Below are 21,229 nucleotides of genomic sequence, written 5' to 3'. Positions count from 1 at the left end.
GTCACGGAGTTCCGGGACGATCATCCCCGCACGTGACGGGAATCACGCGGACAGCGGGCGGGACTCCTCGTCCACGGCGGCGCTGACGTCGGAATACACGTCGAAGAGGCGACGCACACCGAGGGCGCCGAGGACCCGGTTGACGTAGGAACCGTCCACGGCCCCCTGCGCGGGCAGGATCAGACGGAGGCGGCCCTGGCAGGAACGCATCAGGCGACGGCTCGCGATGAGTACGCCCACGCCGCTGGAGTCGCAGAAGAGGACCCCGGAGAGGTCGAGGACGATGTCGTGCCGGCCGTCGGCCACCGCGTCGTGCACCCGTTGGCGCAGCACCGGTGAGGTCACCAGATCCATCTCGCCCGACACCCGGAGCACGGCCCAGCCGCCCTGCTCGCCGTCGGTCACCCTGAGCGTCACGCGCCTGCCTCTCGCTCGACGTTTGCCGGAACCGGGCCGCCCTCCGGACCGCCCGACGCCGTCGGGCCCCGAAATGGAAGCGGAAGCGACTCCTTCGCTTCCCTGGTGCGCGGCTGCCCCGCCCTCGCTCCATGAAACACGGGATGCCGAATCGAAGCGTCCTCCATAAGGACCGTTGGCATCCTCCATAAGGACCGTTTCGGTCGAGAGCGATCGAGTACGGTCGGGCCTGATCAGGCCAAGGCCGGGTATACGCACGCAGAGCGTGACGAGACCACTACCATCCATCGCTCTCCCAGGGGCGCGCATTGCCACAAAGGGGCGTGCGTCCTCAGGGGTGCCGACTACATTCGAGAGGAAACCGGAGAGGAGAATCCGGTGGACACAGGGACAGGCGCCGGGCACGGACAGGGGTGAGGGGGGCCGGATGGCCAAGAAGGACGCGCCGCCCCGCTGGGACCGCAAGATGCAGCAGCGGCTCGCGCGTGGGGAGGCGGCCGCGCTCGGCGAGCTCTACGACCGGTTCGCTTCGCTCGTGCACGGCCTCGCCCACCGTGTGCTCGGAGACGAGCACGCCGCCGACGGCATCACCCGCGAGGTCTTCGCCCATGTCTGGGAGAACCCCGAGTCGTACGACCCCAAGCAGGGCCCCCTGCGCTCCTGGGTCGCCACACTGACCCACCGCCTCGCCGTGCAGCGGCTGCGCGCGACCGAGACCGCCGCACTCGCCGACGGCCGGGGCAGCACCGAGGAACTGGAACGCAAGGTCCGCCGCGCCTCGGTGGCCGCCCGCGCCGACTACATCGTCACGTCCATGCCCACCCCGCTGCGCGCCGCCCTGGAACTCGCCTACTTCCAGCGCCGTGACTACCGCCAGACCGCCACCGACCTCGGCGTCACCGAGGACGAGGCCCGCCGCCGCCTACGCCTCGGCCTGCAGCTCCTGTCCACCGCCCACGACACCGGCCCGTCCGGGACACCGCCCGAGTACGGGGGTGCGCGGTGAACGGCGCCAACCCCTTCGAGCCGTACGACGACACGGACCCGGAGGACGACGACGCCCGCGTGGGCCGGCAGGGCGACGGCGGCTCGGGGCCCGGGAAGCCCGGGAACGGCCCGCGAGGACCGGGCGGCCCCGACAACCCCCGCAGCGGAAACGGCCAGGACCCCGACGAGCCCCCGCGCATACCCATGCCGCGCTCGTCCGTAGAGGACACCGGCCTCCCCCTCCCCCTCCCCGAACCCACCCCCGCGCCCCTCGTCCTCGAACACCGGGTCCTGAAGGCCTTGCTCGGCGCCTGGGCACTGGCGGCCTGCTCCCCCGACGAGACGGCGGCCGTCGAGGACCACCTCGGCGCCTGCGGCTCCTGCGCGGACGAGGCCCTGCGGCTGCGCGAGGCGGTCGGCCTCCTGCACCCGGCGGAGAGCCTCGACCTGGACCCCACCCTCCGCACCCGCGTCCTGGCAGGCTGCCTCGACCGCCGCCCGCCCCGCATCCCGGTCCCCGAATGGGCGACCCCGTACGACGCGGAGACGGCCCGCCTGGACGCCCTCCTCCAGGACATCGCCGACGCGGAGTGGCACGCCCCCGTACGCCTGCGCTGGTTCGAGGGCGACGAGCCGGCCAGCCGCCGCACCACCGTCGCGGGCGTCATCGCCCACCTCATGACCGTGGACGGCCTGGTGGCCCTGGCCCTCGGCCTCGACGACCCGCTCGGCGCGACACCGGCGGACAAGGCCACCCCCTCGGCCCGCACGGAAGCGTTCTGGCGAGCCTCGCACTTCCCGCCCACCCGTTCCGTACGCGTCCCGTGGCGCGAGCAGACCCACAACCTGGTCCGCACGGTGGCCTTCGCCGGCGGCGGCTCCGGCCGCCTCACCGTCTCGTACGGCGACTTCGAACTCCCTCTCCGGGACGCCATGCTGGACCGCGCCTTCGAGTGCTGGGTCCACGCGGGAGACATCGCGGACGCCGTCGACTACCCCTACCAGCCGCCCTCCGCGCGCCACCTGCACGCGATGATCGACCTGGGCGCCCGCATGCTCCCCGCCGCCCTGGCTGCCCGCCGCCAAGCAGGCCTCGCCACCCCCGGCCACGCCCCCCACCTGGTCCCGGCCGGCGCCCCCGGCCGCACCCTCCGCCTGGAGATCGAGGGCCTGGGAGGCGGCGAGTGGCACATCCCCCTAGACTCCCCCGGCGCCCTGGCCTCCCCCGAACACGAGGTGGCCCACGTAGCCCTGGACGGCGTCGAATTCTGCCAACTAGCCGCAGGCCACGTCTCCCCCGAAGAAGCAGCAACAGGCCAACTGGGCGACCGCGAAGCAATCAGAGACGTCCTCTTCGCAGCAGCCTCCCTAAGCCGCATGTAACCCAATCCGCACGCACCCCAGCCCCCACCCACCCGCACCCGGCACTCCGGCGTGAGGGGTCGTGTCGGGGTGTCCGATCGCCGCGGCAACATGCCATGACTGGATATCTCAGAGCGGCGATCGGATACCCCGTCACGGCACCGCCCACCCACATACCCAGGGGCGCGAGGAACTGCGCGACAAGCCCCCACCGAACCCGCAGACAAAACCAGCCCAACCGCCGGAGGCACCGTCAGGCAAAAACGACAGTCCGCCGCCCATTCAACAAAATCCGCCGCTCCGCATGCCACTTCACAGCCCGCGCCAGCGCCTGACACTCCACATCCCGCCCCACCGCAACCAACTGCTCCGGCGTGACCTGATGCCCCACCCGCTCAACCTCCTGCTCGATGATCGGCCCCTCATCGAGATCGGCCGTCACATAGTGAGCAGTGGCACCGATGAGCTTCACCCCACGAACATGCGCCTGGTGATACGGCTTCGCACCCTTGAAGCTCGGCAGGAACGAGTGATGAATATTGATGATCCGCCCACTCAACTGCTTACAGAGATCATCAGAAAGAACCTGCATGTACCGCGCGAGCACGACAAGCTCGACGTCCTTCTCCCGCACCAACTCCAGCACCTGCGCCTCAGCCTGCGCCTTGTTGTCCTTGCTGACCGGAATGTGATGGAACGGCACATCATACGAAGCAACGAGTTCGGCGAAATCAGTGTGATTGGACACCACCGCCGCGATCTCGACGGGCAACGCCCCGATCCGCGCCCGGAACAACAGGTCGTTCAGACAGTGCCCGAACTTGCTGACCATCAGCACGACCCGCATCTTGTCCTCGGCCCGGTTCAGCTGCCAGTCCATCTGGAAGGAGTCACCGATCGCCGCGAAGCTCGCCCGCAGCTTGTCCAGCGTCACCGGCGCCTCCGCCGAGAAGTGCACCCGCATGAAGAACAGCCCCGTGTCGTGATCACCGAACTGCTGGCTGTCCTCGATGTTGCACCCGGTCATGAACAGATAACTCGACACGGCATGCACGATGCCCTGCTTGTCCGGGCAGGAAAGAGTGAGGACGTACTGCTCAGCGACGACGGACTGCTCATTCATGCACGCCAGGGTCCCATATCCGACAGACCCCCCGCCCACACGTCCCACCGGCCGGACGCTCCCCGCCGAACCCAGCGGAGCACCCCCGCCGAACCCAGCGGAGCACCTACGCCGAGCGAGTCATGATCCGCAGCACCTCAAGCGTCCGAGGCGCCGCATCGGGATCCTCCCCGTCACTCACCGCCATCCGCACATGCGCGTCCCGCGCGGCCCGCACGGCATCCGGCCACCCCTGGTGGTCGAGGTACGCGGAGACGGCCGCGTCGGGCCCCACCTGGTGCATGATCCGCAGCACCCGCAGCACGGCGCTGTCGACGAGCGCCGCCTCCTGCGAGTCCCGGAAGATCGTGCCGACGTATTTCTCGGCGGACCAGTTGTCCAGCCAGGTGTCCTCGACGAGGCGGTAGACGGCGTCGGTCACGTCTCCGTACCCGTCGACACCCGCGAGCCAGACCCCCCGCTGGAAGTCGGTGTCGGAAAGCATGTGCAGCGCGGAGCGCACATTGCTGCGCCAGCGCCACCAGGGCATGTCGTTCAGTGGCATGCCGCCCATGGTGGATGAGCGACGGCCGCGACGGGAAGAGTTCTCCGAACCTTGCACGGTCATCGATCGTACGTTCCCGCCCGTTCGACCCGCATTGCACCCCGGTGTTCACCTGCCCGTCACCGAGCGTTGACCAGGGATCACACCGGCCTTAGCGATGTGACGGAATCGTGCATGTCCATGACCGGCAGGCGACGCACCCGCACCTTCCTCCCCGTCCGCTCCCGTCCCGCCGCCAGGCGCAGAGTGCTGGCGGCAGGCGCGCTGGCGGCGTGTGCGTCCATAGCCGTCGGGTGCGGGGTCGTCCCCGGGGTCACGGGGGGCTCCGGGGACGACACCGTCACCGTCATGACGTGGGCACCGGAGAAGACCAAGGCGACCAACAAGCCCGGCATGCCCGCCATGGCACTCGCGTACGCGCGCTGGATCAACGCCAACGGCGGCATCGACGGCCGCAAACTCAAGGTCCTCACCTGCAACGACCACAACGACACGGTGGCCGCCGCCCGGTGCGCCCGGCGCGCGGTCGACGAGAACGTCGTCGCGGTCGTCGGCTCCTACAGCCAGCACGGCCGCTCCTTCCTCTCCCCGCTGGAGGCGGCCGGCATCCCGTACCTCGGCGGGTACGGCGTCACCGACGACGAGTTCACCAGCCCGCTCTCCTACCCCGTCAACGGCGGCCAGCCCTCCCTCCTGGCCGGCCTCGGCCAGCAGCTCGCCAAGGCCTGCGGCCCCGTCACCCTCGTACGCCCCGACACGATCGCCGGCGACGAACTGCCCGTGCTGCTCGACTCCGGCCTGTCCGCGGCCGGGCATCCGGCGGCCGTCGACCAGCGGGCCGCCGAGGACGCCACGGAGTACTCGGGCCACGCCGAACAGGCACTGGAACGGGTCACGTCGGACCCGCTCGCCGAGCAGGGGTGCGTGGTGCCCGCGCTCGGCGACCGCACGGACACCTTCATGGACTCCTTCCGGCGCACCCGCCAGGACTACCCGAAGGTGCGGACGGCGTCCGTGCTCGGCAGCGTCGACCAGTCGGTGCTGGACGCCACGGGCACTGCGTACGAGGGGTCGTACGTCACCGGCTGGTACCCCGTGGCGAGCGACCCGCGCTGGAAGCCGATGCGTGAGGTCATCCGCGAGGAGGCCTTCGGCGACAACCGGATCGACGCGGCGGACCCGGGCGTGCAGACCACCTGGATCGCGTACAACGTCCTGAAGCAGGCCGTCGAGTCGCTCGGCGACGGCGAGGTGTCCTCGCGGACGCTGCGGCGCACGCTCGACGACGGCCTGAAGGTCACCACCGGCGACCTGACACCGACGCTCAGCTGGAGCTTCCAGGACCTGATCGCGGCGACCGGCTTCCCCCGGCTGGTCAACTCCGACGTGACCTTCCAGGTGGTACGCCGAGGTCAACTGGTCACGGCCCGCAAGGGGTTCGTCAACGTGTCGAAGGTGCTGGAGAACACGGACGGCACGTCCTGACCGTGTTTCCGGGCCCGGTCCGGGCCTGATCCGGACTCCCGGGCCTGATCCGGACTCCCGGGCCCGATCCAGGCCCGGGTCCCGATCCCGGTCAGAGCTGGGCGGGCTGACGCTCCGTCAAACCGTAGGTCTGGGCGATGGAGTTCCACAGCTTCGCGGCCTTGGCCTTCTCCGTGGTCGCGGTGCCGCTCTCGCGGTTGCCGGCCTGGGTCTGGCCCGTGGTGCGCGCCTTGCCCTTGGGGCAGCCCTTCTTCCCGGCGACCTGGTCGGCCCAGGCGGCGTAGTGGGTGTCGGCCGAGGCGGAGGCCTTCCAGGCACCGTTGAGCGCGGCGGTCAGCCGCGCGTTGTCCGGCAGCTTGTCGACCGACAGGGCCGCGAGGCGGGTGACCAGGCCGTTGCGCTGCTCGGCCGCGTTGCGCAGGTCGGCGGCGGCCCGGCCGAGGTTCGTGCACGTCCGTACGTCGGTGACGGCCTTGACCACCGCGTCGCGGCTGTTGTTGCTGTCCGCCAGGAGCTTGTCCAGTGCCACGGCCTGCTCCTTGGCCGGGTCGGCGGCCGCGGACGCGGAACCGTCCGTGGCGGGGGCGGTCGCCGCCACCGTCTTGTTCTTGTCGCTCTGGCCGTCGTCTCCGCCACCGCCACCGCTGAGCAGGGCGCCGGCGCCTATGCCCAGCACGGCGATGCCCACACCGACGGCCGCGATGAGGGGCAGGCGTGAACGGCTGCGGCCGCCACGGCCGTCGTCCCCGTCCGCCGCACCGCGGCGTGCGCCGCGCCCGGCGGGACCGTCGGGAGAGCCGGAGCCGGGGAAGCCCGGAACGCCCGGCGCACCGGGGTGGCCCGGGGTGCCGAAGCCGGGTGCGCCGCCCTGGTTCGCCCGCGGTTGTTCGAACCGGGGCAACTGCTGGGTGGAGCCGGCGGCGTCGGACCTGAAGAGGTTGTCGAACTCGGCCGGCGGCTGCTGCCGGTCCTCGGGCCCGCCCGGACGTATCCCGTAGGGCGCCGCGCCGGGCTGGGCGGGCACCGGCGCGATCAGCTGCGTGGCCTGGGCGTCGGGGTCCGCGACCGGGGGCATGGGCCCGGCACCGCGCGCGCCGGGCACCGGCCCGTCCTGCCGGACCCGGCCGAGGTACTGCGTGGCCTCGGCGGGCCTCGCCTCAGACGGCATCGCTCCGGTGGGCATCGCTCCGGAAGGCATCTCGGGCGGCAGCGCACCGGGACCCACCGGGGGGATGTACTGCGTGGCGCCCTCGTCCATGGGTGCCGCCGCGGCGACGGGCGGCAGGTACTGGGTCGCGCCCTCGTCCATGGGGGCGGCACCGTGCCGCGGGCCCGCACCGGCGTCCATCGGCGGCAGCGGCGCCGCCCGGCCACCGGGGGCCTGCGAAGGGTCGTACGCGCCGGACGGGAGCTGTCCCGCGCCGGCCTGCCGGCCTTCGTAACCGCCCTGGCCCTGCGCCTGTCCCTGTCCTTGGCCCTGCGGCTGGGCCTGCCCCTGCCCCTGCGGCTGGGCCTGCCCGGCGGCGGGCGGCAGCGGTGCCTGCCCGGCCGGGGCGTGCGAGGCCTGCGAAGGCTGCTGGGCCGCGTACGGGCCCGGCGTCTGGGGCGCGCCGTACCCGTTCGTCGTCATGCCCTCGTGCGGAAGGGGCGTACGGCCGTCGGACTGCTGCGGGGGCAACTGGCCGCCGCCGTTCGGCGTCTGCGGGCCGCCCCACTGAGGGCTCGCGCCCTGCGCCCCGTACTGGGGCGCCTGCTCTCCGTACTGCCCACCGGGCTGACCGCCGTACTGCTGGCCGTGCTGCTGACCGTGTTGTTGTCCATGCTGCTCGCCGTGCTGCTGTCCGTACTGCGCCGACGGCCCGGCGGCGCCCCAGGCGGGCGCGCCCTCGGCGGAGCCGCCCGGCGCGCTCTGCCTCGAAGCCGACCCGTCGTCCCAGCCCGGAGCCTGCGTGCCGGGGTCCGGAGCCTGCGCGTCCGGCCCCGAAACCGCATTACCCCATTCACCGGGGGCCGTCCAGCCCTGCCCCGGCTCCGGAGGAGCCTGCGCGGCGGGTCCAGGGCCCCACGGCTGGTCCCAGGCCTGACCGCCCGCCGGGAGCGCCCGGTCGCCCGTCTGGCCCGGCAGGAGGGGCTCGCCGCCGTCGGACGGCAGCACGATGCCTTCGTGCGCGGGGCGCGCCGAGGGCTCGTCGCCCTGTCCGTTGTGCGTCACCGGGACTCCTACGAATGGGGGACCTTCGGAATCGTCGGTTCACGCTACCGGGTCCCCACAACCCAGTGCCACGCAGCACAGGACGTGACTCCCGCCACCAGGGGCAGCGGGTGACAAACCGTCCCTCGGAACGCTGCTCAGGCCACTTTCCGTACCCCTTCCGTGACGTACGCCCCATTTCCCGGGCGCCCCATTTCCCGTGCGTCCGCGCCGAGTACGTCTAGGCCGCCGCCTGCAACTCCATCCGCGCCCCGAACTCCCGCACCACCGGCTCGTCGCGGTACGGCTCCAGCCGCTGCTGGAAGTCGTCCAGGTACTCGGCCCCGCGGTTCGACCGCAGGGTTCCGAGCAGCTCGACCGCGCGCAGTCCCGTGTGACAGGCCTGCTCCACCTCGCGCTGCTGCACCTGCGCGGTGGCCAGCAGGACGTACCCGATCGCCCGCCGCCGGGCGCGCGACTCGGGGTGCCCGGCGAGGGACTCCTGCGCGCGCCGCGCCGCCGCCTCCGCCTGGCCCAGGTCCCGGTGGCAGTGCGCCAACTCGTCGGCCAGATACGCCTCGTCGAAGTGGGCGATCCACCGCGGGTCGTCCCCGGACTCCGGATCGGCCTGCTCCAGCGCCGCCACGGCCCGCCCGGACGCCACCTGCGCAGAGCGCGCGTCACCCATCAACGCATGCCCCCGCGCCTCCGCGGCGTGGAACATCGACTCCGCGCGCGGTGTGACCCGCCCGCGCGCCCCCTCCTGCGCCGCCCGCGCCAACTGTGCGATCTCCCGCGGATTCCCGAGCTGCACGGCCAGGTGGCTCATGGACGCGGCCAGTACGTACCCGCCGTACCCACGGTCTCCGGCAGCCTGCGCGAGCCGCAGCGCCTGGATGTAGTACCGCTGCGCGAGCCCGGGCTGACCGGTGTCGACCGCCATGTAGCCGGCCAGCTCCGTCAACCGCGCGACGGCCGCGAAGAGTTCACGCCCGACGGCTTCCCGGTACGAGCCCGCCAGCAGCCCGGAGACCACACTGTTCAGGTAGTGCACGACGACGGGCCGTACATGCCCGCTGCCGTACTGGTGGTCGAGATCCACCAGCGCCTGGGTCATCGCCCGCACCGCCGCCACATCGGCCAGGCCGACCCGCGGCCCGGCCGAGCGCGACACCTGCGCGTCCGGCGCGGAGATCAGCCAGTCCCGGCTCGGCTCGACGAGCGCGGAGGCGGCGACCGACGAACCGGACAGGAAGTCCCGCCGCCCAACGTCGCTGCGCCACAGCTCGCAGACCTGCTCGATCGCCCCGAGAACGGTGGGCGAGAACTGCAGGCCCACCCCGGAGGCGAGGTTCTTGCCGTTCGCCATGCCGATCTCGTCGATCGTGACGGTCCGGCCCAGCTTGCGGCCCAGGGCCTCGGCGATGATCGCGGGCGCCCTGCCGCGCGGCTGCTGACCGCGCAGCCAGCGCGCCACGGACGTCTTGTCGTAGCGCAGATCGAGACCGTGTTCCGCGCCGCACATGTTGACCCGGCGAGCCAGCCCGGCGTTCGAACAGCCCGCTTCCTGGATGAGCGCCTGCAGCCGTTCGTTCGGCTGCCGCGCGACGAGAGGCCTTGCGGCCATGGCGTACCCCCTGTGGCTGCGGTGCCTGCCCACGCACCGAGTTGACGTGCCCTCAGTGACCGTGACCCCCGCGCCCGTGAAGGGAGCGAAAGATCCGGCCTTGAAGATCAATGCCCCGCAGACACAGTGAAAATGCGAGACATGTGAGGATTGCCGGGGTAAGGGCTGCTGCCCGCCCCTCCCCTGGCTACCCAGCCCCCGCTGTCGTTGCCCGTGCGCGCCCCCACACATGCATCCATGCGCCCCACGTGTGGAATCGATGCTCCTCCCCCGCGCGCGCGTGAGCCCGTAACCCGAGGTGGGTGCGGGAGTTGAGTTGAGCGTGGAAGAGACGATCGCAGGCACCGAGACCGCCCAGATCCCGAAGCAGCGCGGCGAGTCGCTGCAGGACATCGCCGTGCGCTATGCCGAGGAACGCCATTGGGACGTGTTCCCCGGCACCTGGCTGGAAGCCGCCGACGGGGTGCAGCGCTGCTCGTGCGGCGAGGCCTCGTGCGCCGTGCCCGGGGCGCATCCCGCGCGGGAGGACTGGGCGACGCAGGCCACGGGTAGTGCGACGGTGGCGCGCCGGCTGTGGTCCAAGCAGCAGTCGGCGTCGATCCTGCTGCCCACGGGGCGGACGTTCGACGCGATCGACGTTCCTGAGACCTCGGGGTTTCTGGCGCTCGCGCGGATGACGCGGATGGAGCTGACGCTCGGGCCCGTCACCTGTACGCCGGATCGGCGGATGCAGTTCTTTGTGCTTCCGGGGGCTGGTGCGAAGGTGCCGGATCTTGTGCGGAAGTTGGGGTGGCCGCTGGCGTCGCTCGATCTGAACGTGCTCGGTGAGGGGGCGTATGTGGCTGCGCCGCCCACTCGGTTCGGGGCTCGGGGGGCTGTGCAGTGGGCCTGCCGGCCTACGCCTGCGAATCGGTGGTTGCCGGATGCCGAGGAGCTGATCTCGCCCTTGGCTTACGCCTGCGGGCGGGACGCGCGACGTTAGCGCTCCGCGCGGGTCCGGTGGGGATCTGCGGGTCGCCTTGGGCTGAGCGCGCAGTTCCCCGCGCCCCTAAGGGGCGCCCCTGACCAGGCGCTCCAAAAAGGTCGGTGCCCCCGTATCGTGCTTCGCATGACCGAAGGAGTGCGGGTAGGGGCCGTTGCCGTGCGGGTTCGGGGGCTTTGGAAGCGGTTTGGGGAGCAGGTTGCTGTTGCCGGGATCGATCTGGAGTTGCCGGCGGGGCAGTTCATCGGGCTGGTCGGGCCGAACGGGGCGGGGAAGACCACCACGTTGTCGATGGCGACCGGACTGCTCCGGCCCGATCAGGGCACCGTGGAGGTCGTCGGGCACGACGTGTGGCGCGATCCGACGGAGGTCAAGGCCCGGATCGGTGTGCTGCCCGAGGGGCTGCGGCTCTTCGAGCGGCTCTCGGGGCGCGAACTCCTCGCGTACACCGGGCGGTTGCGCGGACTGCCCGGCGCCGAGGTCGACAAGCGGGCCACCCAGCTCCTCGACGTGCTCGACCTGGCCGGCGCCCAGCACAAGCTCGTCGTCGACTACTCGACCGGCATGCGCAAGAAGATCGGTCTCGCCGCGGCCCTGCTCCACAACCCCGAAGTGCTGTTCCTGGACGAACCGTTCGAGGGCGTCGACCCGGTCTCCGCGCAGACCATCCGCGGCGTCCTGGAGCGCTACACCGCCTCCGGCGCGACCGTCGTCTTCTCCTCCCATGTGATGGAGCTCGTCGAGTCGCTGTGCGACTGGGTCGCCGTCATGGCCGCGGGACGCATCCGCGCCCACGGTCCGCTCGCCGACGTACGCGGCGACGCACCCTCCCTCCAGCAGGCCTTCCTCGAACTCGTCGGAGCGAACGGCCGCGACACCGGCTCCGACCTCGACTGGCTGGGCGGCGGCGCCCGATGACCGCCGGGACCACCGGGACGGCGGGGACCGGTACGGCTGTCTCGCCCGCTTCCGTCACTCCCGTCGTCGTACGCCTCAAGCTGTCCCTCCTGCGCAACGGCCTGCGGCAGTCGGCCGGGCGGCGGGCCGCCTACGTGGCCTCGCTCGTCGTCGTCCTGCTCTTCGCCGCGCTCCAGCTGATCGGCCTGATCGCACTGCGCGGCAACACGCACGCGGCGTCCCTCACCGTGCTGCTCACCGCCGTACTGGCGCTCGGCTGGGCCGTGATGCCCCTCTTCTTCCCCGGCGGCGACGAAACCCTCGACCCGACCCGCCTGGTGATGCTGCCGCTGCGCCCGCGCCCGCTCGTACGCGCCCTGCTGGTGGCCTCGCTGGTCGGCATAGGGCCGCTGTTCACGCTGTGCCTGTTCGTCGGCTCGGTCGTCGCGATGGCGCACGGCGCGGCGGCGTACGTCACCGGGGTCGTCGCGGTCGTCCTCGCGCTCCTGGTCTGCGTGGCCCTCGCGCGCGCCGTCGCGGCCGCCAACATCCGCCTGCTGACCAGCCGCAAGGGCCGCGACCTGGCCGTACTCAGCGGTCTGGTGATCGCGGTGGGCGCGCAGGTCGTCAACTTCGGGGCGCAGAAGCTCGGTTCGTCGGGCCTGTCCACGCTGGACCCGGCGGCCGACGTGCTGCGCTGGATGCCGCCCGCGTCGGCGCTCGGCGCGGTGGACTCCGTGAGCGAGGGTTCGTACGCCGTCGGGGTCGTCCAGATCGCCCTGAGCGGCGCGGCGTTGGTGGCACTGCTGGCCTACTGGCAGCGGAGTCTGACCCGGCTGATGACCTCGCCGGACGGCTCGACCCTCCAGGCGGCCGGGGCCTCGCGGGACAAGGCGGGCCGCTCTTCAGGGCTGGGGCGGCTGCTGCCCGCGGGGCGCACGGGCACGGTCATGGAACGCAGTCTGCGGTACATGTGGCGTGATCCGAAGACGAAGGCCGCGTGGGTGACGTCGCTCGCGATCGGCCTGATCGTGCCGGTGTTCAACGCCTTGCAGGGCACCGGCTCGATCTATTTCTCGTGCTTCGCCGCGGGGATGCTCGGCATCCTGATGTACAACCAGTTCGGGCAGGACACCTCCGCGTTCTGGATGGTCGCGATGACCATCTCGTCCACCCGGGACGCGTATGTCGAGCTGCGGGCGCGGGCGTTGGCGCTGCTGGTGATCACCCTCCCGTACGCGACTCTGGTGACCGTCCTGACGACGGCCATGCTCGGCGACTGGCCCGCCCTGCCCGAGGTGCTCGGCCTGTCCTTCGCGCTGCTCGGCGCGATGCTGGCGACCGGGACGTTGTCCTCGGTCCACTTCCCGTACTCGATCCCGCAGGAGGGCTACAAGAACGTGGCTCCCGGGCAGGCGGGCCTGGCCTGGATCTCGATCTTCGGTGGCATGGTCGCGGCGGCGCTGCTGTGCGCGCCCGTCATCGCCCTCACGATCTGGCTGAACGCCTCGGCGGGCAGGGACGACTGGACGTGGGCGCTGCTGCCGCTGGGGGCCGCGTACGGCACGCTGATCACCTTGGCGGGGCTGCGGTTCGCCGCGCCGCGGACGGCGCGGCGGCTGCCGGAGATCCTGGCGGCGGTCAGCAAGGGGTGAGGGCTGGGGCTCTAGGGCCCTGAGCGGCGGGCCGCGCTTCCGGGGCCGCTTCCGGTGCGGGCGCCGGTCACGGGTCGATCAGGCTGTCGATGAACGGCTCGACCGCCGCACGCCATGCCTCCGGCTGGTCGTAGTGCACCAGGTGACCGGCCTCGGCGACTTCCGCGTACTGGCCGTTGGGCAGGACGCGGACCATCTCCTGGGACTCGGCCCGGCCGAGCTCGCCGTCGAGGCCGCGGACCACGAGGGTGGGGCAGCGGACCTGCGCCAGCTCCTCCCAGTGCGCGTCGTACACCCAGGTCTCGCGGGACTTGAGCATCTGCTCGGGCTCGAAGACCGGACGCCAGCCGTCGGCGGACTCGGCCATCACCTCGGCGTAGAACTCACCGCGCGACGGGTTCGGGCGCTCCACCCAGGGGTCGTCCTCGCCGAACCACTTCCGTACGTCGGCGAGCGTGGCGAAGGGAACGGGCCAGGCCTTGAACCATTCCTCCCATTCGCGCTGCGAGGCGGCCCCCAGCGCCGAGGCCCGCATGTCGCAGATGACCAGGCCGCTCACCAGGTCGGGGCGCTTGGCGGCGAGCTGCCAGGCGGTCAGGGCTCCCATGGCGTGCCCGATGACGACGGCCGGGGCGAGGCCGAGCTGTTCGAGGGCCGCCTCGGCGTCCTCCACGTACGCCCCGCGGGTGTACTCCGTCTCCTGCGGTTTGTCGCTCTGGCCGTGGCCCCGCTGGTCGAGCGCGACGGCGCGGTGCCGCTCGGAGAGCCAGCGGGCGGTGGACGCCCAGTGCGAGGCGCGGCCCATGAGGCCGTGCAGTAACAGCACGCCGGGCGCACGCTCGGTCTCCCCGGTCCTGGTCTTGGGAGGATCCGCGAACTCCCAGGCGGCCAGGCGTGCACCGCCCGCACCGGTCACGTCGATGCGCCGCACCATAGGCTGGCACCCCCCTTTGATCCGCTCGGCCGGCCCGTCCCGCACGGGCCGGCCGGTCCACTGGTACCTCTGGTCGCACCGTGCGCCTGCTGGTTGTCCCTGCGTAATCCGTGGTGGTTCCGTCACTCACACGTTATCGAATGCGCATTCGAAAGTGGGGTCCTCGGCGATAACACCCCTCATTCGAGTGACCGCGCTCAAGGATTGACCGCCGCCGCCGAGGGGAGATCTTCAACGGGGAGCGGGCCGCTCGGGGAAAACGGTCCGAAGGGGATGACCCTGGGAGCTCGGGGCTCCGGGTCAGCACAGGGGAGGACAGGCCCCGGCGCCACCAGGCGCCGGGGCCCTCCACACGTCTGCGGCACATCCTCCCCGCCCCCTCCCCGACCGCACGCCGGCGCCGCTGCCGTCACGGTCAAGAGCTCTCAGGTCATATGCCTCTCGCGACAGCCTCGCACGCAAACGGCCCGGCCGCTGCGATTCCGCACACTGAATCTTCGTTTCTACGGGAACGACGAGGTGGCGCAACTGGGGTGAGAGTTACGGGAGTTGAGGGCGAGTTCAAGCCACCGGCACGGGCCCGCGGCGCGCTACCTCTTGGCCACGAACACGTGCGACGCCACGTCCGACTCCAGCTCCGCGGCCTCCCCACCACTGCCCACGAGCACCCCGCCCGCCGACTCCGTCACACTGACGACCGAGCCGGGCTGCACGCCGGCCCGCCGCAGCGTGTACATCAGCTGCGCGTCCGTCTGGATGGGCTCACCGATGCGGCGCACGACCACGGTCTTGCCGTCGAGGCCCGGGTCGAGATCGGCCAGCGAGACCATGCCCTCGTCCAGGAACGGGTCGGCGCCGTCCTTCTCGCCCAGCTCCTCCAGGCCCGGGATCGGGTTCCCGTACGGCGACTCGGTCGGGTGGCGCAGCAGTTCGAGCACACGGCGCTCGACCGCCTCGCTCATCACGTGCTCCCAGCGGCACGCCTCGGCGTGCACCTGCTCCCACTCAAGGCCGATCACGTCGACGAGCAGGCACTCCGCGAGCCGGTGCTTGCGCATCACGCGCGTGGCCAGCCGGCGGCCCTCCTCCGTGAGCTCCAGATGACGGTCGCTGGCGACCGCCACCAGACCGTCGCGCTCCATCCGCGCCACAGTCTGGCTGACGGTGGGCCCGCTCTGATCGAGCCGCTCGGCGATACGGGCGCGCATGGGGACCACACCTTCCTCCTCCAGCTCGAGGATGGTGCGGAGATACATCTCCGTGGTGTCGATCAGTCCGGACATACGTGCCCCTCGATTAGCTCTGCCGGAGGCTGAGTGGCTCACCGGCGTGTGCGCTGGCCCTGGCACCAATTCTGACTCATCCCACTGACAACCGTGCCGCACCGCCGAAACCATCCGGTTTCGAGTGCCTGCCGCCCGGTGCGTACGGGCCGCGTGGGCCGTATTGACAGCGCACTGGTCCAGACCGCAACGTGATCCGCGACACGACGGGAGTACGCCCGTACCGAGGCCCCCGTCCACTCTGCCACCGACCCGGGGCCGACGACTTCGAAGGGTTCACCGATGAGCGACCGCAAGCCGGCCGGACAGTTCTTCGACGCCGCGATCGGCCTGCTGCAACGGGTGCGGGACGAGGAGGCCGACGCCGTCGAGGCCGCCGGAACACTGATCGCGGACACGGTCGCCGCCGACGGACGGCTCTTCGCCTTCGGCGCCGGACACTCCTCGCTGGCCGCCCAGGACCTCGTCTACCGGGCGGGCGGGCTCGCCCTGATGAACCTGCTCGCCGTACCGGGCACCGTCGGCGTGGACGTCATGCCGGCCACCCTCGGCTCCGCGCTGGAACGGGTCGACGGCCTGGCGAGCGCCGTCCTGGACGCCGGCCCCACCCGCGCCGGCGACCTCCTCGTCGTCATCTCCCTCTCCGGACGCAACGCCCTCCCCGTGGAGATGGCGATGCACGCCCGCGCCCTCGGCCTCAAGGTCATCGGCGTCACCTCGGTCGCGTACGCCTCCGAGACGGAGTCCCGGCACACCTCGGGCACGTACCTGAAGGACCACTGCGACGTCGTCCTCGACTCGAAGATCGCGATCGGCGACGCGGAACTCACCCTCGACACCATCCCGGCCCCCTTCGCCCCCGCCTCCACCGTCGTCACCACGGCCCTCCTCCAGGCGGTCATGGCCACCGCGGCGGGCGCCCTGGCCGACCGCGGCATCGAGCCCCCGCTCCTGCGCTCGGGAAACGTGGACGGCGGCCTCGACTGGAACAGCCGCGTCTTCGAGCGGTACGCGGACCGGATCTTCTACCGCCGCTGAGACCGCGCGTACGGCGTGCCTGGTGTGCCCGGGGGGGGTCCGGCGTGCCCGGCTATCGGCGCCGAGACCCCGTACCGGCACGGAGGCCGTGCGTGACGCCGCGCGTGGCGCCACGGGAGGGTCACTCCCGCCGACCCTCCTCCAGCACCCCCGCCAGATCCAGCGCCGCCGCGATCCGTGCGGCGACATCCTCCGCGTACATGGCGTCGGCCCGCTCGAACTGCGTACGGCTCGCGCCCCGCACGAACGTCACCACGCCCAGAGTGCGCCCCCGGCTGCGCAGGACCGCGCACAAGGCGTGCACCGAGTCCGGCGGCCACTGGCGGGAGACGGCCCACTCGCGGGCCCGCTCCGGAGCGGACACCCCCGCACTGGCCCGTACGGAACCGATCCGCTCGACGCACTGGAGCGCGGGATGCCCCTCGGCGTACCGCACGGGCAGGCCCGCACGGCCCGCGGGCAGGCTCGGGCCCGGAGCGCCGGAGGGCGTGGCGGCGGCCCGTACGAGCCGTACAGGACCCTCGCCGTCGGGCACGGCGCCGCCCGCCACAAGGTCGATCAGCGCGTGATCCGCGAAGCCGGCCAGGGCGAAGTCCAGATGGACGCTCGCCGCCTCCGCCGGGTTCTCGCACTCGGCCGCCGCGCGCGCGGCACGGTGCAACTGGTTGGTCCGGAACCGCAGCAGAGACGCCTCCTGCTCGGTCTGCTTGCTCTCGGTCACATCCTGGAAGAGCCACCCGACACCGAGCGGAACGGGTTCCTCCGCGAGCGGCGAGGCAAGCCGCAGGAAACCACTGCGCCAGCACCGCCGCTGCTGCTCGCCCTCGGCCGTCCGCACGGCCACCCACATCTCGGCCGGCGCCGGCGGCGCGCCCTCCGCGAGCACATGCGTGAGCGCGCTCTCCAACTCCTCCACACCCTGCGCGAGCAACTCCCCCAGGGGACGGCCCAGTACCGCCGTACGCCCGATACCGAACGCCCGCGCCGCATGCGCGTTGACGACAGCCGGCCGCAGATCGGCATCGACCAGCACCACACCCCACGACGCGTCGTCGAACAACGCCTCGCTCAGGGCGATCGACCGCTCCAGATCGATCTGCGTGTGCACCTCACTGAAGGCGCAGTACACCCCGGCCGGTTTCCCGTCAGGCCCCGGCACGGCGGCCGACTGGGTCCGTACGAGCACCCGGCCGCCCTCCTTGGTGACCAGCGCGAACTCGTGCACCTGCCGCCCCGGAGAACGCATCGCGGACAGCAGCCGCTCCTCGATCTCCTCGGCGTCCGCGGGCCGAACGGCCCATCCGGCGAACCCCTGCCGCCCGACCGCCTCCTCGGCGGTCCACCCGAGAATGCGCTCCGCCTCCCGGTTCCAGTGCGTCACCACTCCGTCGGCGTCGAACGCGCACAGCGCCGCGTCCATCCCGTCGAGCAGCGCGGCGAGCAGATCCGCCCCGTCCCGCTCGGGCTCCTGCGGCCCGAGCTCGTCCGTGGTCCCACTACGCCGGGAAGCACTCACCTGGCACCCCCTGCAGGCCGTGTCGGCGTGTCCTGCGCGGTGAGCCCGCGCGTCTGTCCACTCACTACGAATCACTCACTAGCAATCATTCAACTCGAACGTGACGCAGCCCACATCTGGTTCCCACAAGATTGAGGAAATCGTTGTGTGCGCGGAGCCGCGACACGGCACCGTGAAGACGCCGTGAAGTGGGCCCACCAGTCCAGTGTCGGTCAGCGTCAGGCAAGAGGAAGATCCAGATCCGCCACGACGGCCGCGTGATCCGACGGCCACACACCATCGACCGGACCATCACCCGCCCGGCGCACCGCACGCACCCGCCCCAGACCACCCGGACCCACCGGCCCCACATGGATGTAGTCGCACCGAACACTCGGATCAGAATCGGCGACATACGGATTGGCCGCGTCCCAGGTAACCGCCGGAGCCTCCGGCTCCGCGTACTCCCACGCATCGAACAACACCTGCCCCGGAACCGCGGGCGCCGCCCGATACCCCCCGAACAACCGCATCTCGTCCGAGTCGGGCCACGCATTGAAGTCACCAGCGACGACAGAAGGAAACACGGTCTCGCCGCGCCGCTCCGCGACGAACCGCGCCAACGCCCTGACCTGCCCACACCGCACAGCCGACTCAGCAAGCCCGGAATTCAGATGCGCGGAGAAGAACGGCACCTGCACCCCAGGCGCATCCAGCCGCGCATACAACGCCAACCGCTCGGCATCCCCGCCCTCGACCACCGGCAACGGCAACACGGCCTGATCCACCACCGGCCACCGACTGAGCACCGCATTGCCGATATCGACCGCCGGATCCCCAAACCTCCGCCGCCACCGCTCGGGCGCGGGCGACGGGCCCCAAGCCCAATACAGCCCCAACTCACCCGCAAGCCACTCCGCGAGATTCTCCCCGCCCCGCGCCCACACCTCCTGCAGCCCGACGACATCCGGCCGCAGCTCCCGCAACGCCCCGAGCAGCGCCTTCCGCCGCTCCTCCCAGGGCCCGAACCGGCCCCACACGTTCCAGGTCACCACTCGCATCGGCGCGCCGCCCTTCCGGAGATCACAGGCGCTCCTGCGGAGCCCTGGCCCAGATCAACTTCTCCTGCTCCTGACTTCCTACCCGTCCAGGGGATCAAGCTGCGCTCCGCCCACTCCTGTCTGGTCAAGGAGCTCGCGGCCGAGGACGTACGTGGGCACGGCGTCGGCCGACATCGGGCGAGGCGAGCGTGTCTGATCCTGCGCTAGCAGCGGTGCCGGTTGCGTGTTCGGGAAATGGCGATGATTCGCACGGATGGGCGCTTTCGGGGGAGATCGGCTTTCCAAGAACACTTGATCGCTAGCGTCGTCTGCACACATGAAGGGAGGTCACTCGCTCCTCGGCCGCAGGCCGATTCCTGTTCCGCGTGACGGACAGGCCGAGTGACCAGCCCAAGTCATCACGATCGAAGATCAGGGAGGTGCCCTCGATGACTACGTTTCCCGCAGGCGAGCAGACCCACCAGGCTGTGCTTCCTCAGCAGCCTGCTCTGGAATCCGTGGGAGCAGACACCCCTGGGAGCAGGGACGAAACGGCTCACGGACACCCCGCCACCGCGCGGGGCACCGGCAGGGAACATGGGCGAGGGGAGACCGACGGGCACGGCACCAAACCCCGTCGGCGTCACACCGAAACCGGCGCTTCGGCGGCGGAGACGGCAGAGAACGGGAGCGGTGACGCTCTCCCGCACAACCAGGAGTACACGGGTGGCATCGGCGCCAGCAGGGTGTTCGTCCTCTCCAAGGACGGGCAGCCACTCATGCCCTGCCACCCCGCCCGCGCACGTGAACTCCTCGGCAAAGGGCGGGCCGTGGTCGCCCGACAGGTCCCCTTCACCATCCGGCTCAAGGACCGCACACTCGCCGAATCCGAGGTCGACGGCGTGCAGTTACGCATCGACCCCGGATCGAAAGGCACCGGTCTCGCCCTCACCGACGAGAAGAAGGAGACCGGCGAAGACGGCGCCATCGTCACCGTCCGGCGCGGGTTGGTTTCCGTCGAACTCCAGCACCGCGGCGATCAGATCCATCTGTGCATGCAACAGCGCGCCGGCTATCGCCACAGACGCCGATCGGCCAACTGCCGCTACCGAGCACCCCGTTCGAACAATAGAACCCACCCCGACGGTTGGCTGCCGCCGTCAGTACGCCATCGCGTCGACACCACCCTCTCCCAGGCAAAACGCATGTGTCGATACGCGCCCGTCACCGAGATCCACATAGAACGCGTCGCCTTCGACACCCACTCCATGAGCGCAGGCCGACCCCTCACCGGGACCGAGCACCAGCAGGGCACGCTCGCCGGAACCGAAGCCCGCGCTCATCTCCACGCCAAATGGAACCGCGCCTGCGCCTACTGCGACGCCACCGGCGTACCGCTGAACATCGACCATCTTCGGCCCCGGAGTCGCGGAGGCTCCGGCCGCATCTCGAACCTCGTCCTGGCCTGCGCTCCCTGCAACCAGGCCAAAGGCAGCACTCCCGTCGATGTCTTCCTGACGCATCGACCCGACCGCCTGGCGGAGATCCTTCAGCAGGTCAGAACCCCGCTCCACGACGCCGCCGCCATGAACGCGACCCGCTGGCGGCTCGCAGAGGCCTTGGAAACCCTGAGGAGACCGGTCCACGCATGGTCGGGCGGCCGCACCAAGTGGAATCGCACAGCCGCGGGGCTGAGCAAGACTCACCCCTTGGACGCCCTGTGCGTCGGGGGCCTGGATCACGAGGACGGCGACGCGATCGTCCGGATTCCGGGGCAGGTCCTCATCGTCAAGGCCACCGGGCGCGGCTCGTACGCCCGCACCACTCCGGACCGGTTCGGGTTCCCTCGCCTGCGGCGTGGCCGGGTGAAGCAGCACTTCGGATACGTCACTGGAGATCTCGTACGTGCCACCGTGCCCAGCGGCAAGTGGGCGGGCACCTGGGCGGGACGCATCTCCGTACGCGCCAGAGGACAGCACAGCCTCACGACACCGGCGGGCCGCTTCAACGTGTCCTACTGGAACCTGAGGCTCGTACAGCGGGGCGATGGTTACGGGTACTCCACACGACGAGAGCCCGTTCCGTCACCCTCTCGAAAATCGGTTGATGGATGCGGATCCGGTTCTTAGTGTGTGACGCACGCCGAAAGGAGGTGATCGGGTACATGTA

General features: G+C 71.2%; 17 protein-coding genes. 8 read left to right on the top strand and 9 right to left on the bottom strand.

Going from position 1 to position 21,229, the window contains the following annotated elements; all coding sequences use genetic code 11:
* Nucleotides 1–42: 42 nt before the first annotated feature.
* Nucleotides 43–417 (bottom strand): STAS domain-containing protein, encoded by a 375-nt coding sequence (locus tag AB0I18_RS26500; RefSeq protein WP_363108069.1) that lies wholly within the window; start codon nucleotides 415–417, stop codon nucleotides 43–45.
* A gap of 427 nt (nucleotides 418–844) precedes the next feature.
* On the opposite strand from AB0I18_RS26500, the gene AB0I18_RS26495 reads away from it, so the two are divergent.
* Nucleotides 845–1,423: a sigma-70 family RNA polymerase sigma factor gene (locus AB0I18_RS26495; protein WP_363108068.1), complete on the top strand. Its 579-nt coding sequence runs from the start codon at nucleotides 845–847 to the stop codon at nucleotides 1,421–1,423.
* Nucleotides 1,420–2,787 (top strand): maleylpyruvate isomerase N-terminal domain-containing protein, encoded by a 1,368-nt coding sequence (locus AB0I18_RS26490; protein WP_363108067.1) that lies wholly within the window; start codon nucleotides 1,420–1,422, stop codon nucleotides 2,785–2,787. Before AB0I18_RS26495 ends, AB0I18_RS26490 begins: the two co-directional genes overlap by 4 nt.
* A 232-nt stretch (nucleotides 2,788–3,019) precedes the next feature.
* Here AB0I18_RS26490 and purU read toward each other — a convergent pair whose 3' ends face one another.
* Together purU and AB0I18_RS26480 are read right to left on the bottom strand one after the other, a co-directional pair.
* Complete coding sequence (gene purU, locus AB0I18_RS26485) at nucleotides 3,020–3,889, bottom strand: formyltetrahydrofolate deformylase (RefSeq protein ID WP_363108066.1); 870 nt, start codon at nucleotides 3,887–3,889, stop codon at nucleotides 3,020–3,022.
* 106 nt (nucleotides 3,890–3,995) lie between these two features.
* Nucleotides 3,996–4,496 (bottom strand): hypothetical protein, encoded by a 501-nt coding sequence (locus AB0I18_RS26480; protein WP_363108065.1) that lies wholly within the window; start codon nucleotides 4,494–4,496, stop codon nucleotides 3,996–3,998.
* A 117-nt stretch (nucleotides 4,497–4,613) separates the two neighbouring features.
* Here AB0I18_RS26480 and AB0I18_RS26475 point away from each other — a divergent pair, with 117 nt between their 5' ends.
* On the top strand, nucleotides 4,614–5,918 hold the full coding sequence (locus AB0I18_RS26475; RefSeq protein WP_363108064.1) for an ABC transporter substrate-binding protein: 1,305 nt from the start codon (nucleotides 4,614–4,616) through the stop codon (nucleotides 5,916–5,918).
* Nucleotides 5,919–6,009: 91 nt separating this feature from the next.
* Here AB0I18_RS26475 and AB0I18_RS26470 read toward each other — a convergent pair whose 3' ends face one another.
* Complete coding sequence (locus tag AB0I18_RS26470) at nucleotides 6,010–8,130, bottom strand: hypothetical protein (protein ID WP_363108063.1); 2,121 nt, start codon at nucleotides 8,128–8,130, stop codon at nucleotides 6,010–6,012.
* A gap of 220 nt (nucleotides 8,131–8,350) precedes the next feature.
* On the bottom strand, nucleotides 8,351–9,736 hold the full coding sequence (locus AB0I18_RS26465; RefSeq protein ID WP_363108062.1) for a transcriptional regulator: 1,386 nt from the start codon (nucleotides 9,734–9,736) through the stop codon (nucleotides 8,351–8,353).
* A gap of 322 nt (nucleotides 9,737–10,058) precedes the next feature.
* Here AB0I18_RS26465 and AB0I18_RS26460 point away from each other — a divergent pair, with 322 nt between their 5' ends.
* From AB0I18_RS26460 to AB0I18_RS26450, 3 genes are all read left to right on the top strand, one after another.
* On the top strand, nucleotides 10,059–10,718 hold the full coding sequence (locus tag AB0I18_RS26460) for a bifunctional DNA primase/polymerase (RefSeq protein WP_363108061.1): 660 nt from the start codon (nucleotides 10,059–10,061) through the stop codon (nucleotides 10,716–10,718).
* A 126-nt stretch (nucleotides 10,719–10,844) separates the two neighbouring features.
* The gene (locus AB0I18_RS26455; RefSeq protein WP_363108060.1) at nucleotides 10,845–11,636 is read left to right on the top strand and encodes an ABC transporter ATP-binding protein; all 792 of its coding nucleotides are present in this window, start codon (nucleotides 10,845–10,847) and stop codon (nucleotides 11,634–11,636) included.
* Nucleotides 11,633–13,270: a transporter gene (locus AB0I18_RS26450; protein WP_363108059.1), complete on the top strand. Its 1,638-nt coding sequence runs from the start codon at nucleotides 11,633–11,635 to the stop codon at nucleotides 13,268–13,270. Before AB0I18_RS26455 ends, AB0I18_RS26450 begins: the two co-directional genes overlap by 4 nt.
* A 67-nt stretch (nucleotides 13,271–13,337) precedes the next feature.
* Here the strand turns inward: AB0I18_RS26450 and AB0I18_RS26445 are convergent, their stop codons facing one another.
* Together AB0I18_RS26445 and AB0I18_RS26440 are read right to left on the bottom strand one after the other, a co-directional pair.
* Nucleotides 13,338–14,204 (bottom strand): alpha/beta hydrolase, encoded by an 867-nt coding sequence (locus AB0I18_RS26445; protein ID WP_363108058.1) that lies wholly within the window; start codon nucleotides 14,202–14,204, stop codon nucleotides 13,338–13,340.
* A gap of 590 nt (nucleotides 14,205–14,794) precedes the next feature.
* Nucleotides 14,795–15,487 carry a metal-dependent transcriptional regulator gene (locus tag AB0I18_RS26440; protein ID WP_363108057.1) on the bottom strand — a complete coding sequence of 231 codons (693 nt, stop codon included), beginning with the start codon at nucleotides 15,485–15,487 and terminating at the stop codon, nucleotides 14,795–14,797.
* A gap of 282 nt (nucleotides 15,488–15,769) precedes the next feature.
* On the opposite strand from AB0I18_RS26440, the gene AB0I18_RS26435 reads away from it, so the two are divergent.
* Entirely contained in the window at nucleotides 15,770–16,525 is a 756-nt protein-coding gene (locus AB0I18_RS26435; RefSeq protein ID WP_363108056.1) for an SIS domain-containing protein, read from the top strand.
* A 121-nt stretch (nucleotides 16,526–16,646) separates the two neighbouring features.
* On the opposite strand, the gene AB0I18_RS26430 is transcribed toward AB0I18_RS26435, so the two are convergent.
* Complete coding sequence (locus AB0I18_RS26430) at nucleotides 16,647–18,041, bottom strand: PAS domain-containing protein (RefSeq protein WP_363108055.1); 1,395 nt, start codon at nucleotides 18,039–18,041, stop codon at nucleotides 16,647–16,649.
* Between the two features lie 218 nt (nucleotides 18,042–18,259).
* Complete coding sequence (locus AB0I18_RS26425; RefSeq protein ID WP_363108054.1) at nucleotides 18,260–19,081, bottom strand: endonuclease/exonuclease/phosphatase family protein; 822 nt, start codon at nucleotides 19,079–19,081, stop codon at nucleotides 18,260–18,262.
* 428 nt (nucleotides 19,082–19,509) lie between these two features.
* On the opposite strand from AB0I18_RS26425, the gene iscB reads away from it, so the two are divergent.
* Entirely contained in the window at nucleotides 19,510–21,189 is a 1,680-nt protein-coding gene (iscB, locus tag AB0I18_RS26420; RefSeq protein WP_363108053.1) for an RNA-guided endonuclease IscB, read from the top strand.
* Nucleotides 21,190–21,229 lie beyond the last annotated feature (40 nt).

Source organism: Streptomyces sp. NPDC050704 (genome assembly GCF_040654355.1).
In the GTDB taxonomy this organism is placed as follows: domain Bacteria; phylum Actinomycetota; class Actinomycetes; order Streptomycetales; family Streptomycetaceae; genus Streptomyces.
This window is presented reverse-complemented; position numbering and strand designations above follow the sequence as displayed.

Excerpts from the sequence above, each read along its gene's own strand:
- AB0I18_RS26475 (WP_363108064.1), top strand. The coding sequence starts at position 4,614 with ATGACCGGCAGGCGACGCACCCGCACCTTCCTCCCCGTCCGCTCCCGT.
- AB0I18_RS26495 (WP_363108068.1), top strand. The coding sequence starts at position 845 with ATGGCCAAGAAGGACGCGCCGCCCCGCTGGGACCGCAAGATGCAGCAG.
- AB0I18_RS26435 (WP_363108056.1), top strand. The coding sequence starts at position 15,770 with ATGAGCGACCGCAAGCCGGCCGGACAGTTCTTCGACGCCGCGATCGGC.
- purU (WP_363108066.1), bottom strand. The coding sequence starts at position 3,889 with ATGAATGAGCAGTCCGTCGTCGCTGAGCAGTACGTCCTCACTCTTTCC.
- AB0I18_RS26455 (WP_363108060.1), top strand. The coding sequence starts at position 10,845 with ATGACCGAAGGAGTGCGGGTAGGGGCCGTTGCCGTGCGGGTTCGGGGG.
- AB0I18_RS26445 (WP_363108058.1), bottom strand. The coding sequence starts at position 14,204 with ATGGTGCGGCGCATCGACGTGACCGGTGCGGGCGGTGCACGCCTGGCC.
- AB0I18_RS26465 (WP_363108062.1), bottom strand. The coding sequence starts at position 9,736 with ATGGCCGCAAGGCCTCTCGTCGCGCGGCAGCCGAACGAACGGCTGCAG.
- AB0I18_RS26440 (WP_363108057.1), bottom strand. The coding sequence starts at position 15,487 with ATGTCCGGACTGATCGACACCACGGAGATGTATCTCCGCACCATCCTC.
- AB0I18_RS26450 (WP_363108059.1), top strand. The coding sequence starts at position 11,633 with ATGACCGCCGGGACCACCGGGACGGCGGGGACCGGTACGGCTGTCTCG.
- AB0I18_RS26480 (WP_363108065.1), bottom strand. The coding sequence starts at position 4,496 with ATGACCGTGCAAGGTTCGGAGAACTCTTCCCGTCGCGGCCGTCGCTCA.
- iscB (WP_363108053.1), top strand. The coding sequence starts at position 19,510 with ATGACTACGTTTCCCGCAGGCGAGCAGACCCACCAGGCTGTGCTTCCT.
- AB0I18_RS26425 (WP_363108054.1), bottom strand. The coding sequence starts at position 19,081 with ATGCGAGTGGTGACCTGGAACGTGTGGGGCCGGTTCGGGCCCTGGGAG.